Annotated in this window: 17 protein-coding genes; 6 read left to right on the top strand and 11 right to left on the bottom strand. The window is 43.0% G+C overall.

Annotated features, from left to right (window positions below; genetic code table 11):
* Positions 1 to 146 precede the first annotated feature (146 nt).
* Positions 147 to 1,817 (top strand): transglutaminase domain-containing protein, encoded by a 1,671-nt coding sequence (locus AC5JL8_RS15370; RefSeq protein ID WP_495880648.1) that lies wholly within the window; start codon positions 147 to 149, stop codon positions 1,815 to 1,817.
* Here the strand turns inward: AC5JL8_RS15370 and AC5JL8_RS15365 are convergent, their stop codons facing one another.
* The gene (locus tag AC5JL8_RS15365; RefSeq protein ID WP_495880647.1) at positions 1,818 to 1,967 is read right to left on the bottom strand and encodes a hypothetical protein; all 150 of its coding nucleotides are present in this window, start codon (positions 1,965 to 1,967) and stop codon (positions 1,818 to 1,820) included.
* A gap of 252 nt (positions 1,968 to 2,219) precedes the next feature.
* On the bottom strand, positions 2,220 to 3,077 hold the full coding sequence (locus AC5JL8_RS15360) for a PD-(D/E)XK nuclease family protein (RefSeq protein ID WP_495880646.1): 858 nt from the start codon (positions 3,075 to 3,077) through the stop codon (positions 2,220 to 2,222).
* 105 nt (positions 3,078 to 3,182) lie between these two features.
* On the opposite strand from AC5JL8_RS15360, the gene AC5JL8_RS15355 reads away from it, so the two are divergent.
* A complete protein-coding gene (locus AC5JL8_RS15355; protein ID WP_495880684.1) occupies positions 3,183 to 4,622 on the top strand; it encodes a phosphoglucomutase/phosphomannomutase family protein in 1,440 nt (479 codons plus the stop codon).
* A gap of 216 nt (positions 4,623 to 4,838) precedes the next feature.
* A complete protein-coding gene (locus AC5JL8_RS15350) occupies positions 4,839 to 5,117 on the top strand; it encodes a DUF1049 domain-containing protein (protein ID WP_495880645.1) in 279 nt (92 codons plus the stop codon).
* A 43-nt stretch (positions 5,118 to 5,160) separates the two neighbouring features.
* Here the strand turns inward: AC5JL8_RS15350 and AC5JL8_RS15345 are convergent, their stop codons facing one another.
* From AC5JL8_RS15345 to AC5JL8_RS15330, 4 genes are all read right to left on the bottom strand, one after another.
* The gene (locus AC5JL8_RS15345) at positions 5,161 to 5,307 is read right to left on the bottom strand and encodes a CopG family ribbon-helix-helix protein (protein WP_495880644.1); all 147 of its coding nucleotides are present in this window, start codon (positions 5,305 to 5,307) and stop codon (positions 5,161 to 5,163) included.
* A gap of 256 nt (positions 5,308 to 5,563) precedes the next feature.
* Positions 5,564 to 6,055: a hypothetical protein gene (locus tag AC5JL8_RS15340; protein WP_495880643.1), complete on the bottom strand. Its 492-nt coding sequence runs from the start codon at positions 6,053 to 6,055 to the stop codon at positions 5,564 to 5,566.
* A 2-nt stretch (positions 6,056 to 6,057) separates the two neighbouring features.
* Positions 6,058 to 6,834: a hypothetical protein gene (locus tag AC5JL8_RS15335; RefSeq protein ID WP_495880642.1), complete on the bottom strand. Its 777-nt coding sequence runs from the start codon at positions 6,832 to 6,834 to the stop codon at positions 6,058 to 6,060.
* The gene (locus tag AC5JL8_RS15330) at positions 6,782 to 7,030 is read right to left on the bottom strand and encodes a hypothetical protein (RefSeq protein ID WP_495880641.1); all 249 of its coding nucleotides are present in this window, start codon (positions 7,028 to 7,030) and stop codon (positions 6,782 to 6,784) included. The genes AC5JL8_RS15335 and AC5JL8_RS15330 overlap by 53 nt, the downstream gene beginning before the upstream one ends.
* A 410-nt stretch (positions 7,031 to 7,440) precedes the next feature.
* Between AC5JL8_RS15330 and AC5JL8_RS15325 the strand changes: the two genes are divergently transcribed.
* From AC5JL8_RS15325 to AC5JL8_RS15315, 3 genes are all read left to right on the top strand, one after another.
* Entirely contained in the window at positions 7,441 to 7,665 is a 225-nt protein-coding gene (locus AC5JL8_RS15325; protein WP_495880640.1) for a hypothetical protein, read from the top strand.
* Positions 7,662 to 8,009 carry a type II toxin-antitoxin system PemK/MazF family toxin gene (locus tag AC5JL8_RS15320; RefSeq protein ID WP_495880639.1) on the top strand — a complete coding sequence of 116 codons (348 nt, stop codon included), beginning with the start codon at positions 7,662 to 7,664 and terminating at the stop codon, positions 8,007 to 8,009. The genes AC5JL8_RS15325 and AC5JL8_RS15320 overlap by 4 nt, the downstream gene beginning before the upstream one ends.
* Before the next feature lie 131 nt (positions 8,010 to 8,140).
* Positions 8,141 to 8,359 carry a hypothetical protein gene (locus tag AC5JL8_RS15315; protein WP_495880638.1) on the top strand — a complete coding sequence of 73 codons (219 nt, stop codon included), beginning with the start codon at positions 8,141 to 8,143 and terminating at the stop codon, positions 8,357 to 8,359.
* A gap of 204 nt (positions 8,360 to 8,563) precedes the next feature.
* Here the strand turns inward: AC5JL8_RS15315 and AC5JL8_RS15310 are convergent, their stop codons facing one another.
* The 5 genes from AC5JL8_RS15310 to AC5JL8_RS15290 form a co-directional block, all read right to left on the bottom strand.
* Positions 8,564 to 9,307: a Uma2 family endonuclease gene (locus tag AC5JL8_RS15310; RefSeq protein ID WP_495880637.1), complete on the bottom strand. Its 744-nt coding sequence runs from the start codon at positions 9,305 to 9,307 to the stop codon at positions 8,564 to 8,566.
* A gap of 287 nt (positions 9,308 to 9,594) precedes the next feature.
* Entirely contained in the window at positions 9,595 to 11,169 is a 1,575-nt protein-coding gene (gene ndhD1 / locus AC5JL8_RS15305) for a photosynthetic/respiratory NAD(P)H-quinone oxidoreductase subunit D1 (RefSeq protein WP_495880636.1), read from the bottom strand.
* 322 nt (positions 11,170 to 11,491) lie between these two features.
* Positions 11,492 to 13,591 (bottom strand): NAD(P)H-quinone oxidoreductase subunit 5, encoded by a 2,100-nt coding sequence (locus AC5JL8_RS15300; protein ID WP_495880683.1) that lies wholly within the window; start codon positions 13,589 to 13,591, stop codon positions 11,492 to 11,494.
* A gap of 351 nt (positions 13,592 to 13,942) precedes the next feature.
* Complete coding sequence (locus tag AC5JL8_RS15295) at positions 13,943 to 14,329, bottom strand: thioredoxin family protein (RefSeq protein WP_495880635.1); 387 nt, start codon at positions 14,327 to 14,329, stop codon at positions 13,943 to 13,945.
* A 401-nt stretch (positions 14,330 to 14,730) separates the two neighbouring features.
* Complete coding sequence (locus tag AC5JL8_RS15290; RefSeq protein ID WP_495880634.1) at positions 14,731 to 15,447, bottom strand: NnrU family protein; 717 nt, start codon at positions 15,445 to 15,447, stop codon at positions 14,731 to 14,733.
* Positions 15,448 to 15,569: the final 122 nt, after the last annotated feature.

Genomic DNA, 15,569 nt, shown 5'->3' with positions numbered 1-15,569 from the left:
GCCTGGATGTCTTATTTCTTACGGAAGAGTTTTTTTGGAACATATTGCACCGATAATTGTAAGCAACACAAGTCTGAAGCTTGGTCACATGGGAAGTACCACAATTTATTCTAGGCGTGCTAAACGGTTACATGAATATGCTTAATATGAGTTTTGCACTCCCCAATATGACCGTTAGCCAGATGTTTGGGCAAAGAACAATTCGACCGCTTAGTGCTGCCGCATTGGGTGGCATTGCTTTCATTAAAGATACACTTATCGCTATTGATACTCTCAAAGGACATCTGCTAGAGATTGATCCAATATCTGATAACAGTAAAATTATCAATCCCCACCAAGTCCAGGAATTTAGCGATGTCACAGGTTTAGCAGTATGGGAAGATAACCTTTGGGTAACCCGTGGCAACAGTGTTTATCGGTGCAAGCTGAATTCTTTAGGTCTAGAGCATTTTGTGACATTGCCTTATCCGGCTGATGGTGTTGCTGTTTGGGAATCAACAGTGTACGTCAGTTGCCAAAAACTAGGCTACATTTTGATTTATGACAGTGACACGCGACGTGAAATTACCAGGTTTTATGCACCTGGGGTCGGAGTAGAAAATTTAGCAGTCAACCAAGATACTCTGTGGGTTAGCGATCGCCTAGAGCAAACAGTCTACTCTATAGACAGGGCCACTGGAGAAATTCGATTCAGTGTGCTGACACCCTTTGACTCGCCCACAGGCATAGCCATACATAAAAATGCTGAAACAGCGAAAGAAAGTCTTTTTGTCGCTTATGCCTCAGAGGAACCTTACATTCGGGATAACCCCAATGCCGATCCTAATCATGAGCTAACCTACCGCGATCGCACTTTTATTCATCCCCTTTACTATCATTACGAGCCAGAGAAACGCTACGCCCTCTCTAACGGCTATCTCATCGAAATGTCCTATGTTGAAGAAATTTCTCCCTTAGAAGAAGTTTATTTAACAGATTTAGAGTGGCGCATAGCCTTACCATCAGAAACTGAGCGCCAAAAGGTGAAACAGGTTGAACCCGTTGGTCTGCCTTTTACAGAAGAAGTAATCGATGGGCAACGGGTAGCAGTATTTAAATTTGATACCCTCACTCCAGGAGAACGCCATATATTTGGTTGGAAAGCACTTTTGGAAGTTCGAGGAATTAAATATCGCCTCACCCCCAGAGATGTAGAAAATATTCCCGAACTATCGCCAGAATTTGAAACTCGCTACTTGGTAGACGATGACGATTTAGCAATGGATACTACCATTGTTCGCCGTGCCTCCCGCGAAGCAGTTGGCTCAGAAACCAATCTGCTGCGGAAAATGTATAGTATCCGTAATTACGTCTACGATGAGTTGTCTTATGGTATCAAGCCTTACATTGATACGCCAGATATCGTTTTGGAACGAGGTGTTGGTTCCTGTGGTGAATATGTGGGTGTCTTGCTGGCTTTATGCCGTTTGAATGGCATTCCCTGTCGTACTGTAGGTAGGTATAAATGCCCTGCTCATGGTGAACTGCAAGGTGTTCCCCTGCAACCAGACTTTAACCATGTTTGGTTAGAGTTCTACATACCGAATCTTGGCTGGTTGCCAATGGAATCTAACCCTGATGATGTGGGAGATAACGGCCCTTATCCCACGCGCTTTTTTATGGGTTTATGCTGGTATCACATCGAAATTGGCAAGGGTATTTCTTTTGAAACATTGAGCAGTAAAGGTGTACGTTTCACTAAAGAAGATATCCCTCTTGGCGACCTGGCAATTAATCATATTCGGTTCACAATTCTTGAAGAATTACCACCTTTTTGATTAAGTGCCTTGAAAATGGGCATGGGGGAGGCAGTGCGTTGATGAGGCAGCGCGGTCTTGGGGGTTTCCCCCATGAGCGACTGCCGAAAGGGTTCCCCGGCTTGTAGACACCCGGAGGGTGGCTTCCCGCAGGGTAGCAACTGCCGTCATGGGGCATTGGGCATTGGTAATTTCTTCCCTAGTTAGTGTGGTTATACAATTTCACGAAATGCCTGATACAAATGATTGCTTTTTAATTCTTTCCCCCTGCTGCCTATTTGTATCAATCTTAAAGTGAAACAGTATTACCACCGCAGTTAATGTGGTTACCACACGAAAATTTAATCAAGTTATGACAAGGCAGAAGGAAGGGGAGCAGAGGAGAATAATTAGTAATCAATGTGCCCCATGCCCAATCCCCAATTACCCATTAACTTTTAAAATTGGCAATGGATGTGGTAAAGACGATTTAATCTCGGAAAAATCACAGATTGAGTTAAATGGGCAGAAGCGGCAGTGAGAACCTGGATTTGGCGGAAATATTTTGCTGAAATCACTAGTTTCTTGGTGATATTTTTGTAAATCTTGCTGATGCTTTTGGGCAACGTTAGCTAACTCGAATTCTAAGGATTCTAATTCAGTATTATTAATGCTAATTAGATCAGATTTTTTACAAAGTTCTAGGTTATAAAAGGATGCTACAGCTTCACGTCCAGGGTAAAGATAATGGGCAGCTAGCAGGTAAACTAATGCCTGTCGCTGGTCAAAAGTAGCTTTACCAGTTTTAAAATCTACAATATGCAAAATACGATGATCAGAATCAGTAAAAACGCAGTCCATTGCTGCATATAAACGGAAGCAATAATCATCTTGGTCAATTAAAATTGGTTTGGGAAAGCCCTCGTCGCCCGGAGTTAATTGAATGATGTGTTTATCTGAGAGCAACGGAGCATTATGATATTTTTGCAAAATTTGCAACACGCGCTGTTGAACTTCATCCGATGAGTGGCTTAATTGCAGTAGCTTGGCAACTTTTTCTACACCGTCTGATTGATTTAATAGATGTGTATGATGATGAAATTCATAAACGCCTTTTTGAGCGAGTATACCAATCCGCTGGGGTGCAGTTGCCTTGGCTAATAGCGCTTTAACTTGGGGTTCATGCTGACGTGCTTTGACAAACCCCCGTCTCATCTGGCAATGCCAACGTTCTTGCCCTGTAGCTGGGGCAACTAAAGACCAAAGGTGATAACTGACAAAAGGTCGATCGGGGATTGTCATTGCTAATAGGCAGTGAGAAAAAATACGCTAAAGATACTTGCGGCTACGCACGCTTTGCGGGAAGCTTCCTATAGTAGTGAAGTTGGACGGGAGACAGTGGCAAAAATGAGCAACCGTAGCAATTCCAGCAAAATTAAATTTGGTACGGATGGATGGCGAGGTATTATCGCCGATGATTTTACTTTTCCCAACGTGAGGAAAGTCACAAGGGCGATCGCCAGCTACCTCGAAACGGCCTATAGCAAAGACAGACCAGTACTCGTTGCCTACGATACTCGATTTTTAGCTGACCAGTTTGCCCAAACAGCCGCCCAAGTCCTGGCAGACTTGGGGTGGACGGTTAAAGTTACTGATCGGGATTGCCCCACACCAGTGATTGCATACAACGCCCGTCACCTAAATTCAGCTGGGGCGTTGATGTTTACTGCTAGCCATAATCCTGCACCTTACTGTGGAATAAAATATATTCCTGACTATGCTGGCCCTGCCACTCCAGAGATTACTGATACTATTGTGGCAAATATAGAAAGTGCATCGGATGCTCCGCCCAGTAGTAGCCCATCGGGTTCTATTTCTATTTTCGATCCGAAACCTGATTATCTGCAATTCATCTACACCCTATTTGATGTAGAAAAGATAAAAAGCGCCCAGCTGAAAGTAAAATACGATGCGCTGTATTCTACTTCTCGTGGTTATTTAGATGAAGTTTTGCAACAAAGTGGCGTTCAGTTAGAAAGTTTCCACGCTTGGCGGGATGTGCTATTTGGCGGTGGAATGCCAGAACCCAAAGGTGAACAATTAGTTGAGTTAGTGGAAGCAGTACGCGCCGATCAAGCGGATCTGGGTTTGGCGACAGATGGGGATAGCGATCGCTTTGGGATTGTGGATGAACAAGGCAACGTCCTCACCCCAAACACTGTGCTGCTATTGTTAGCACGTCATTTAATCAAAAATAAAGGCAAAACTGGCGCTATTGTCCGCACAGTAGCTACAACTCACCTGTTAGATAATTTCGCGGCTAAATACGGGCTGCAAATTTATGAAACAGCTGTAGGCTTTAAATACATTGGTGAAAAAATGCGTGAAACTACCGTACTGATTGGTGGAGAAGAATCAGGCGGTTTAAGTATTATCGGGCATATTCCCGAAAAAGACGGTATTTTAGCCGATATGCTAGTAGCAGAAGCGATCGCCTATGAAGGTAAACCTTTAAGTCAGCTAGTCAAAGAAGCGATCGCGGAAGCCGACGGCCCGCTTTACAACAACCGTCTCGACTTACATCTGACCGAATCTCACAAAACCGCAGTCATCGACTCTTTTACAAAAAATCCACCCTCACAAGTTGCAGGAATTAAAGTCAAAGAAGTCGGTCGCAAAGACGGGATTAAGCTCTACTTAGAAGAAGGAAGCTGGGTATTACTCCGTCCTTCTGGTACAGAACCACTGGTACGCGTCTACCTAGAAACTAACTCACAAGAAAAACTCACCCAAATCGCTCAGGAATTAGAGACCGTGATTGCTAATTTAGAAGCAGTGGGAGTTTAAAAACACCTGATCCCCAACTCCTTTTTGCTTGCAAATAGGAAAGCCACATCCAGGGGGGAACTGCCCTCTGGGTGTTTATGCATAATAAGCTATTAAGCATCTAATTTGCAGTTTAGACCGCAGGGGGGCAGGGGAGCAGAGGCGCAGGGGAGAAGGTTTAAGTGATTTATGTACAATTTTAATAATGCAGTTTGTAAGCACAATAGCTTACTAAATATGAAAACTATTGCTAATTTATTGATATCTGTAGTTGTAGCTGTTTGGGTAATGGCGATCGCTATTATCTCAGTACAAAACGCCACACTAGTACGGTTAAAATTCTTTACATTACAATCGATTCAAATACCAGTAGGTTTAGTGCTGGCTTTTTGTGTTTGTGTTGGGTTAATAGGTATAGCAGTGCTGCAACCCCTATGGGGTCTTGCTGATTCTAGGCGGGGTAATTCTCGATTGGATGAAGATGCCGAGTTTTTTGTTGATGATGAAGATTTTTAAGAAATAAATTAACCGCCGATAAACGCTAATAAATATCGATGAATTAATTTGCATTAGTGAGTTTTGCAAAATTTGCTTTTACTTCTTCGTCACTAGCAAAATCTCCTGTTTCGGCTTCAGTAATACCCTTTTTAATTTCCTCAATCTGCCACTGGTGCATCTCCAGATAAGCTTCTATTGCCTTATTCAATATTTAACTGCGATCGCGATTTATTCCTGCGGCAATGGCATCAAGTTTTGCTTTCTGATCGCTATCTATCCGAAATGTTATATTTTCTTTGCTCATAGTCCTGTTCAATCAATTAGTATTGCAAAATATCATACTGGAATTTACTGCAATGTAACGCACGAAGAAGCCCTCAGGCTGGAAGCCTGGGGCTATAATAACGAAGCTTGCCTCCGCAGGCTTTTAGAGTTTTTGGGAAGGCGATCGCTCTACTATAAAATCAAAATGTCCACTCATGATCTGGATCATCAAGAGCAGCGCGGACAGCAGCTAAGTTGGCAAGTTCTTTGAATGGGCTTGATTTAGCAATTTCTGTGATTGTATTTAAGGTAAGAGCTAGTTGATCGTTATTACCAGATGCGATCGCACTATCAACCACAGCAAATAAAGCTCGAAAGTTTTCTGCACGTTCATCAAAAGATTTATCCAAGTAAGCCATCAGCAAATCTCGCTGGGCGTTAATTTTGGTAATTGTTTCTTTTTCCCAAGCATCAATCTCTCGCCGCTTTGTCTGTTCTTGTTCGGCAATTATTTTGTATTCAGAGTAAGCAGAAGAAACTATGTCAACACATTGTGTTTTTTCCAAAGCTGCTATCTCACGCCTTTTAGTTCGTTCTTGCTCTCCAATTTGCTTGTAACTGGAAACAATACCTGCTAAGGATTGTGTGGCTTTAACCGCAGTAGTTATTGTACCAATACTTGGTAAAACCATTGCTAAATACCTCCCAGAGTTTTGTATTGAGTTTGAATGGTTAAAGTAGCATGGTTTAATAGCCCTTCACTATCAAAAATAGGAGTTTTCATAATTTCTGCTAGTGCTTTAATTAAAAGTGCTACCTCTTGAAATTTGCTAGCATCACGGCTGCGATCAAAAGGTTGAGCTTCAAGCTCCTGAAGTGCAGCTTTAGCACGGTTGTTTAAATTACACACTAAATTAGCAAGTTCCACTATTCGCCGTTTAACCTGTAAGAGAAAATCTTGAGCTGCTTCTATATTGGCAATCTCTACGTTGACCTTTGCTTCATACTCCCGCGATTTAGTCAAAGCTTCTTCACCCTTACCCGCAAGTTGAAAACCCCCAACCATCAATGCCGGGCCGAGTGTAATACCTCCCAATACAGCACCACCAACCGCAGCACTACTACCACCCATCCAAGCTAAAGTTGCATTCCAAGCAGCAGCACCACCAAGTTTTGAGATAGCGACTTCAGTAGTCCACAATCCAAAGAACCTGGAAACAGATACTGTACCTACACTTCTTGCTAAGGTAACTGCACCAGCACCTGCTGTTGAGGCCGCAACGGCTGCTGATACACCACCCTTTACCCACTGTTCCGCTTTTATAACTTCTGTTTTGTACTCCTGAATTTGCTGAGGGGAAATGTCTAATCCAGCTACAATTTCCAGATCATTTTGAGAAGCCCTCTGACCAATTCTCTCAATAAAAGCTATGAATTGTGCAATTGTATTCTGCTTGACACGAATCTGCATTTGTCCATAGACCTTCTGCTGACTGGTTGGTAATTTCCCAGGCTGCTTTTAAGTTTTGCAAGCTACTTTCATATTTTTGTTGAGCCTGTTCACCAATTTCCTTTGCCTGCTTCATATTGCCAATACCTTCAGCACCTTTTAGCGCTCCGACGGCTCCAGTAGCCAAAGCAGCAGCACCCAAGAGAATCGGAATCATAAAATACTCCTAATGTAATTAGTAGTTGGTTACTCTTCATCTACGAGTAAGACATAGAAAAAAGCATCCTCTTATACTTATATTTCCCTCAGTAAGCATCTAATCACCATTTAGGAAGCAGAAATTGGAGAATATATTTGGATGCAAGGTAGCGATCGCCTACACATTAGTAACAAGCTAAAAACAAGCGATCGCTTCAAAGTACCCAAACCTGTGAACCATAACAAAACGGTAAAATAAATAGCAGGTCTTTCTTTACAGCAGCATCACAGCTATGACCAAGCTACTTGAGGGGGCGATCGCATGAGTAAAACTACTTTCTCTGAAATCTACAACTTGAGCACATCGGAAAATCAGGTGAAAGGTAATCAAAGTTTTATGAACAAAAACTAGGGACAGAAGGACTGATTATGTCTACTACTGCTCAAGAAATATATAGACAATTTGTAAGTAACCTGTCACCAGATGAACGGTTACGTTTAGCAAATCTGATTCTTAATGATCTAGTTCAGCAAAATTTATCTGTCATTGACTATAGTGATACTTGGACTGAGCAAGATCAGGTTGAGGTAGCATCTTTCTCGTTACAGTATGCAGCTTCGATGTTTCCTGAAAGTCAGGAGATAGCTGAGTGACATTCAATCCTGGTGATGTGGTCACAGTCGATTTCCCAGGTGTCACTGGTATTAAGCGTCGTCCTGCTGTAGTTCTGTCGTCCACTACATATAACACCATCCGTTCTGATGTGATCATCGGACTGATAACTACTCAGACAACCTTACTGGGCGTGACTGACTATGCACTTCAAGATTGGGCAGCGGCAAGCTTGCGGGTTGCGTCTGTTTTCCGAAGTTTTATCGTCACTCTACCCCCTTCTGCTAATTTAGTTTTGATTGGTCATTTGTCCGAAGGTGATTGGAAAGGTGTTCGTGCCTGTGTCAAGATAGCTCTTGCTAATTTGGATGATCTTAACCCATAGCCAATAAGGCGATCGCCTACACATCAGTAGATAAGCTAAAAAATGAGCGATCGCTTAAAAATACCCAAACCTTTGAACCATAACAGAACGGTAAAATAAGTAGCAGGTTTTTTTGACAGCAACATCACAGTATGGCCCAGCTACTTGAAGAGGCGATCGCACGAGTAAAACTACTTCCTGAGAATGAGCAAGATGCTATTGCTGCACTCATCCTGGAAGAACTTGAAGACGAAGCCCGTTGGGACAAAGCATTTGCACAATCTCATGATGTGCTGGCTAAACTTGCAGCTGCGGCTTTGGTTGAAGATCAAGCAGGCAAAACCCAAGAGTTAGATCCAGAAACCCTGTGAAATTTTCTTTATAGATATTTCCCTAAATATCAAGCCAATAAACATGAATGCAGCTTTAATTTTGGCAACGAGTCAATGTACAAATTAAAACTGGTTCTCGTTGAGATACGACATACCATAAGGAACAATGTTGTACCCTTACGCAATGTATTCCACGCAAATGTCTTCACTTTTGCGTGCAAATTAATAGATGAATTGGCAACTTCAAGCCAAATTTTCAGGATCTACACCCAACGCCTTTAGCCTTTCTGTTAAAAGTTGCGTCCGCTGTTCTGCCAACAATTGATGCTGTTCTGCTTCCACACGCCGTTGTTGCTCAAAAGTTGCCCATTCTTCTGCTTCTTTAATCCGTTCTTCTGGTGTCAGTAGCCTTTGTCCTTCTTCGTTGTACCAGTACAACCATTCCCGCGCTATACCTTGATAAATTCCCCGTTCTCGCCCAATTCCTAAACCAATCTCTGGTAGCCAAACGGGATTTCCAGACATGAGAATATATTCTCCATCTACTAAGCGATACACTTCCAGATGAGGCTTTTTACGGCGTAGGGGACTATACACAACGTAGTACAAAATTCCTAATTCTTTGGCATAAAATTCTTTCTTGGTGCTATATTCTCCCCGATATGTTGGAGAAACAACCTCTAGCACTAACATTGGCAGCTTATTTTCTTCCCATAAAACGTAACTTAAGCGCAAGTCCTCATCAACAAATCGCTTAACTCCTAAGCTGAGAAAGCCATCAGGGGCAATAGCTGGTTGGTTAGGGTCGTAATAAATACCCATACGAACGCCAAAAAACCAATCCCAATGGTCTGACCAGACCAGAGCGAGCGTGGCTTTCAATAAACTGGGAATCAAATCTTGTAGTTCATTATCCACGGGTATGTCGTCAGAGTCGAGTAGCTCTTCGGAAGATGGCAAGCAATGTAGCGGATTGTAGTTTAACATGAGGATTTTTGCTAGATTTAAATTCTAGATAGATTGTAAGAATAAATTAATACGCATAAATATCTACTAGTGAAACGGTATTATGTCAATTCTCTAAAGTTCGGCAGCAAATTCAAACTTCAATTCCCAGATGCTGTTGTAATTTCGTAATTACGAATTATGAATTACGAATTACGAATTGGTATTAGATATCGATATCAATTACAATCCATCCTACCTGCAATAAAAAAAGGGCAGGTATAAAAACTGCCCTCAAAATAGTACTAATTTAACCTATCAATCTCTACCTAATTACCAATTTCCGGCGCAATCAAGGAAACTTTTGGTGCTTCTTTTTGCTGTGCCAACGTTGGCACTGAATCACGCAACCTCGCCGTCAGTTGTACAGTTGTAGCGTCATACATCTGAGTCAGCAACTTCGGATAGAAACCAATACCAATAATTGGGACTAACAAACAGGCGATGATAAACACTTCACGGGGTTCAGCATCTATCAGTGCTTGGTGAGAAACTAATTCTTCGTTCTCTTGACCGTAGAAAATTTCCCGCAACATCGATAGCAGATAAATAGGAGTTAAAATTACTCCGACTGCCATTAAGAAAACTACGATGACTTTGAATGTCGGATTATAAGCATCGCTAGTAGCAAAGCCTACAAACACCATCAACTCTGCTACAAAACCACTCATTCCTGGCAATGCTAAAGAAGCCATCGAACAGGCGGTGAACATAGCGAAAATCTTTTTCATCCTCTTGCCGACACCACCCATTTCATCCAACATTAAGGTGTGTGTCCGGTCGTAAGTCGCGCCTACAAGGAAGAATAAACTTGCCCCTATCAGCCCGTGGGAAACCATTTGCAATACCGCCCCACTCAATCCCAAATCTGTGAAGGAGGCAATACCAATGGTGACAAAGCCCATATGAGAAATTGAGGAATAGGCAATTTTCCGCTTTAGGTTGCGCTGGGCAAAGGATGTCAGGGCAGCGTAGATAATATTAACTACCCCCAAAACCACCAAGACTGGTGCAAAATAAGCGTGGGCATCCGGGAGCATTTGGGCATTCATCCGAATTAAGGCATAACCGCCCATTTTCAGGAGAATACCTGCTAGTAACATATGTACTGGCGCTGTAGCTTCACCATGGGCATCCGGTAGCCAAGTATGCAAGGGAATAATCGGCAATTTGACGGCGTAGGCGATTAAGAACCCTGCGTATAGTAAAAGTTGGAAATTTAGGGCAAAGTCTTTGAGGGCGAGCGATCGCATATCAAAGGTCACTGTATCGCCGTAAAATCCCATTGTCAGGGCAGACAGCAAAATAAACAACGACCCACCAGCGGTGTATAAAATGAACTTAGTCGCTGCATATTGTCGCTTTTTGCCTCCCCAAATCGACAGCAGAAAGTATATTGGTACTAGTTCCAGTTCCCAGACCAGGAAAAATAACAGCATATCCTGGACGGCGAACACAGCAATCTGACCGCCATACATTGCCAAAATCAAGAAGTAAAATAACTTCGGCTTAAATGTTACCGGCCAGGCTGCTAAAATCGCCAGCGTGGTAATGAATCCAGTCAAAATAATTAAGGGCATCGATAAGCCATCTGCCCCTACTGACCAGTTCAAATCCATTTGTGGTACCCAAGGGTAACTCTCCACCAACTGCAAATCGGGATTCGAGAAATCGTACCCAGTATAAAAAGCGTAAACAATCAGTGCAAAATCTATCAGCCCTACTATGAGGGAATACCAGCGCACTGTTTTGCCGTCTTTATCTGGGATGATGGGAATCAGTAGCGACGCTGCTATCGGCAACAGGATAATCGTCGTCAGCCACGGGAAATTAGCTGTATTCATCGCAATTCATCTGCAATCAAAATCATGTTTGGCAAAAAGTCACTAGCTATTAAGTAACAGCTTTTTGGAGATTTAGTCTCCCTTGTTAGGTTGATTTAATAAAAATAAAGAAAGATGAAGGTAGGTAAATCTATGATCCCGCCTTCATCTCCATACAACATACATTTTGCCTAAACACTAACAACTGAAGCTCACACAAGCCATTATTTACCTAGACAGTGCTGAGTAAAGGTAGCGAGCGTTATAGATGCTGCTAATTCTGATTTTTTTCTTACTCACAACTCAGCACTCAGAACTCAGGACTCAAGACTAAGCACTGAACTTAGGTTATACCAAAGACAATCACTAAGCCCAAAACAGCCCCAAATATAATCAAGGCATAAAATTGGGCGCGACCGTTTTCTAGGTATTTCAAACCTTCGCCACTCACAAGGGTAAAAAAGCCTGTCAGGTTAACAGCACCATCGACAACACGGAAGTCAACTTCCATTACCTGTCTAGCTAGGCGACGCAAGCCGATGACGAAGACACGATGGTAAATGTCATCAAAGTACCACTTGTTGAGGGATAGCTCGTAAAGCGGCTTGATTTGGGCGGCGATCGCTGCTGGGTTAATTTTCCCTTGCAAATACATCAAGGAAGCCAAAGTAATCCCAATCAAAGAAATTCCTACGGAAGCCCCCGCCATAATGTAAAATTCCGTCGAGTTGAACTCGGCGGCTTTTTCTAGGACTTCAGTTAGGGTTTCGCTGGGCGGAAAGATAAACTCCTCGAAATAATTGGCGTAGGGCGTGCCTACTAAACCAATCAAAATCGAAGGGACGGCTAAAAGTGCCAAAGGTAGAGTCATTGTCCACGGAGACTCGTGGGGAGTATCGCTATGATGCCCGTGAGAGTCATGGGAATCATGGTGACTACCAGTCGCAGCCAATTCGCCTTTTTTCATTGCCCCAGGCCCAAAAGTTGGAGCTGGTTCTTCTGACTCCAATTCCAGGATGATTGTAGCTGCTTTTTTGAGCTTGTCCTTGATTTTCTCGTCAGTACCCCGGAATTTGCCTTCAAATGTCATGAAGTACATTCTAAACATATAGAAAGCAGTAATACCGGCAGTTAGCCAGCCAATCATCCACAGAAATGGATTAGCCTCAAAAGCATTCCCCAGAATTTCATCTTTTGACCAGAATCCGGCAAAGGGTGGAATACCAGAAATTGCCAAGCAACCAATCAAGAAGGTAATCCCCGTGACGGGCATATACTTCCGCAGTCCCCCCATCAAGCGCATATCCTGTGCTAATGCTGGGTCGTGACCGACGACTCCTTCCATACCGTGAATCACAGAACCAGAACCTAAGAACAGCATCGCTTTGAAATAAGCGTGAGTCATCAGGTGGAACAATCCAGCAGTGTAGGAACCGACTCCCATCGCCATCACCATATAACCAAGCTGGGAAATGGTGGAGTAAGCCAAGCCCTTTTTGATGTCGTTTTGGGTAATCGCAATGCTGGCCCCCAAAAATGCGGTGAATGCCCCAGTAAAGGCAATGACGTTCATTGCTGCTGGGACGTGTTCAAACACTGGGTACATTCTGGCAATCAGGAAAACACCCGCCGCCACCATCGTTGCTGCGTGAATTAAAGCAGAAATTGGGGTGGGGCCTTCCATTGCGTCCGGTAGCCAGACGTGCAGAGGAAATTGGGCTGATTTTGCAACTGGCCCTAAGAAAACTAAAATCGCCAACAGGACAGCAAGAGAATTGCTTACAGAACCTGATTGTACGAGTTGAGCGAGGCGATCACCCATCACACCGAAATCAAAGCTTCCTGTCGCCCAGAACAGCCCCAGAATGCCGAGTAAAAGACCGAAGTCACCCACGCGGTTGGTCACAAAGGCTTTTTGGCAGGCATCTGCTGCTGACTTGCGATCGTACCAAAAGCCGACCAGCAAGTAGGAACACATCCCCACCAGTTCCCAGAATATATAAACCTGCACTAGGTTGGGACTGACCACCAGACCCAGCATTGAGGAGCCAAACAAACTGAGATAGGCGTAAAACCTCACGTATCCAGGATCGTGAGCCATGTAGCCATCGGTGTAGATCATGACTAACAAGGCTACCGTCGTCACAATCACCAGCATGAGGGCTGTGAGGTGGTCGATTGTGTAGCCCATACTCAGGTGAAAATTACCTGCTGCTGCCCATTCCAAGGTGCGGACATAAGTTGGATGCCCTTGAATTTGGCTCCACAGCAAGGCAAGCGACAGCGCCATCGCTGCTCCCATTAGGGAGATAATCACTACAGCGTTGAGCTGCCGCAGGCGGTTTGTCACCTGATTTAACGAAATTAATCCTAGACCAACCAGCATTGCCCCTAAAAGCGGCAATACAGGAATCAGCCAGGCATATTGATAGATTACTTCCATCACTGACGCGTACTTTTAGGATTCTTGACTAAGTTAGGACAGTGCTGCTGACTATCTTTTGAAAGACTAGGACAGATTTAGCCACCGTTGAGGTCAACTTTCCGTCCACAGGCAACTGTCTGACTCGGAACTGTTAATAATTGTGACACACACCTCTTAGCATAAAATACCCCACTCAAAGACCTTTAGGTGGGGTGTTAAGCTTGGTTTTAGATTTTATCAGCCGAGTCAATACTTCAGAACTTACGCATGAAAACGGAAAAATAATATTTTTGCGTAATTCCTACACTTTAAATGTTGATAGTCAAGAGTTAAAATACTCATAATTAACTATGTTACTGTTGACTTTCTTCAGGATAAACGACATCCTAAGTCTGCTGTTTTAGCGCTACTGTAGGTTATAGATTCCTTACTGTAGCTCAGTTTAATTTCTTCTAAGGCTAGACGTAAATCTTCTCTGCCACGAAAACCCTCCAGACGATGCTGGATGGTGCCATTTTCAATTAACAGTAAAGTTGGCAATGATTTTAGTCGATAAGTGTTAGACAGTTTGAAATTTTGGTCAGCATTAACCCCAACTAATTTAATTTGCTCCCCGCATTGGGCTTTAAATTGCAACAACAGGGGATGGATGATGCGGCACAAGCCACACCAAGGTGCTTCAAAATTAACTAAAACCGGAATAGGAGATTCTAAAACTTCTTGAGTAAATGTCCGCTCACTAACCGACAACACCATGATGCCTCTAGAATTTATAGGGTTTTGATATCAAACTAACTATTAGCAGAAGAAATTGGCAAGCCAGTTGCTGAGACATGGTGGTCTCAGGTACAGATAGTTATACAAAAATTGAGCGCCTTGATTGCAACACTGACAAAAAAGCCACCGTGGATGTCGCGCTGGCTTTTTTGGATGTTCAACTCCTGATAGCCGCTTGCCTTGGTAATTTAGACTGAATCCGTCATTTATTCCCCAAGAAAACTGATTTACCTGCAACTACCAATATAAAATCTCAATCCGACTAAATGCACCCCCACTGACAACTATTTGAATTTATCCTACATTGATTTGGTGACAATTGATAAGCTCATCTTTTCATCTATTGGATAGTATCTGATGATATTGGGGATCACTTAAAATTACCATGGTATCTTACTAGTTGCTTCTAACAACAGGGGGTGCGACCACCAAAGCAAAGCTACAAAAATAGTAACTCCTAAATAGGCAGGGCGGAGAAATTCTTCCCATTTGAGAGATTGACGACCTGCAAAAATAGCTCGAAAAGGAATAATTGAAGTACGCTGTTTAACAACTTCAAAGGCTTCACCATAACGCTGACCCAGACGGCGATCCCCATGCCAAACACCAAACAAGTGATGCAACACCAACCCAATCGAGGTAATCAGGGTAAAGGTAGTACCTAACCAAAGGGTATGGGCAACGCACCAAATTATTTGTCCTACCATTTGGGGATGACGAGTGATGCGAATAATTCCCGTCTCGTAAAGATGGACTTGAGGCTTTTGAATAGCAGCAATTTCTAGTAGATTGAAAGTGGCAGGATACAAAAACAAAAAGGAAATCGCTGACAACACCCAGACTAAGAGCCGGACTCCAGGTACATCTTTCACCTGCCAAAGTTGCAATCCATCATAACGGTGATTAAAAAAGTAAATAATTAATATTACAGCTAATGGCAAGCTGACTAAGGCAAAGGAAATGCGATAAAGCCTTGGGCCAATGTGTTTTTCTGCCCAAGGTCTGAGAGCTGCTCCACCACTGTGAGCGATCGCGAAAACTAATTGTAACCCCAATATGACAAAATGACTGGGGGTTAACCAAGAAATCAGCATCATATACCTATACGTAGGTGAAGTAATTTAAAGAAAACTTAGTTCAGTACAACCAATACCACAAAGTGTTCAAAGGGGAACTTTAGTCAAGATGTTGTGCTACTGTCTTTTTCGAGTAAAGCTTT

It is taken from the genome of Mojavia sp., from assembly GCF_059505145.1.
The sequence above is the reverse complement of the archived record's forward strand: the minus strand, read 5'-3'. Positions and strand labels throughout refer to the sequence as shown.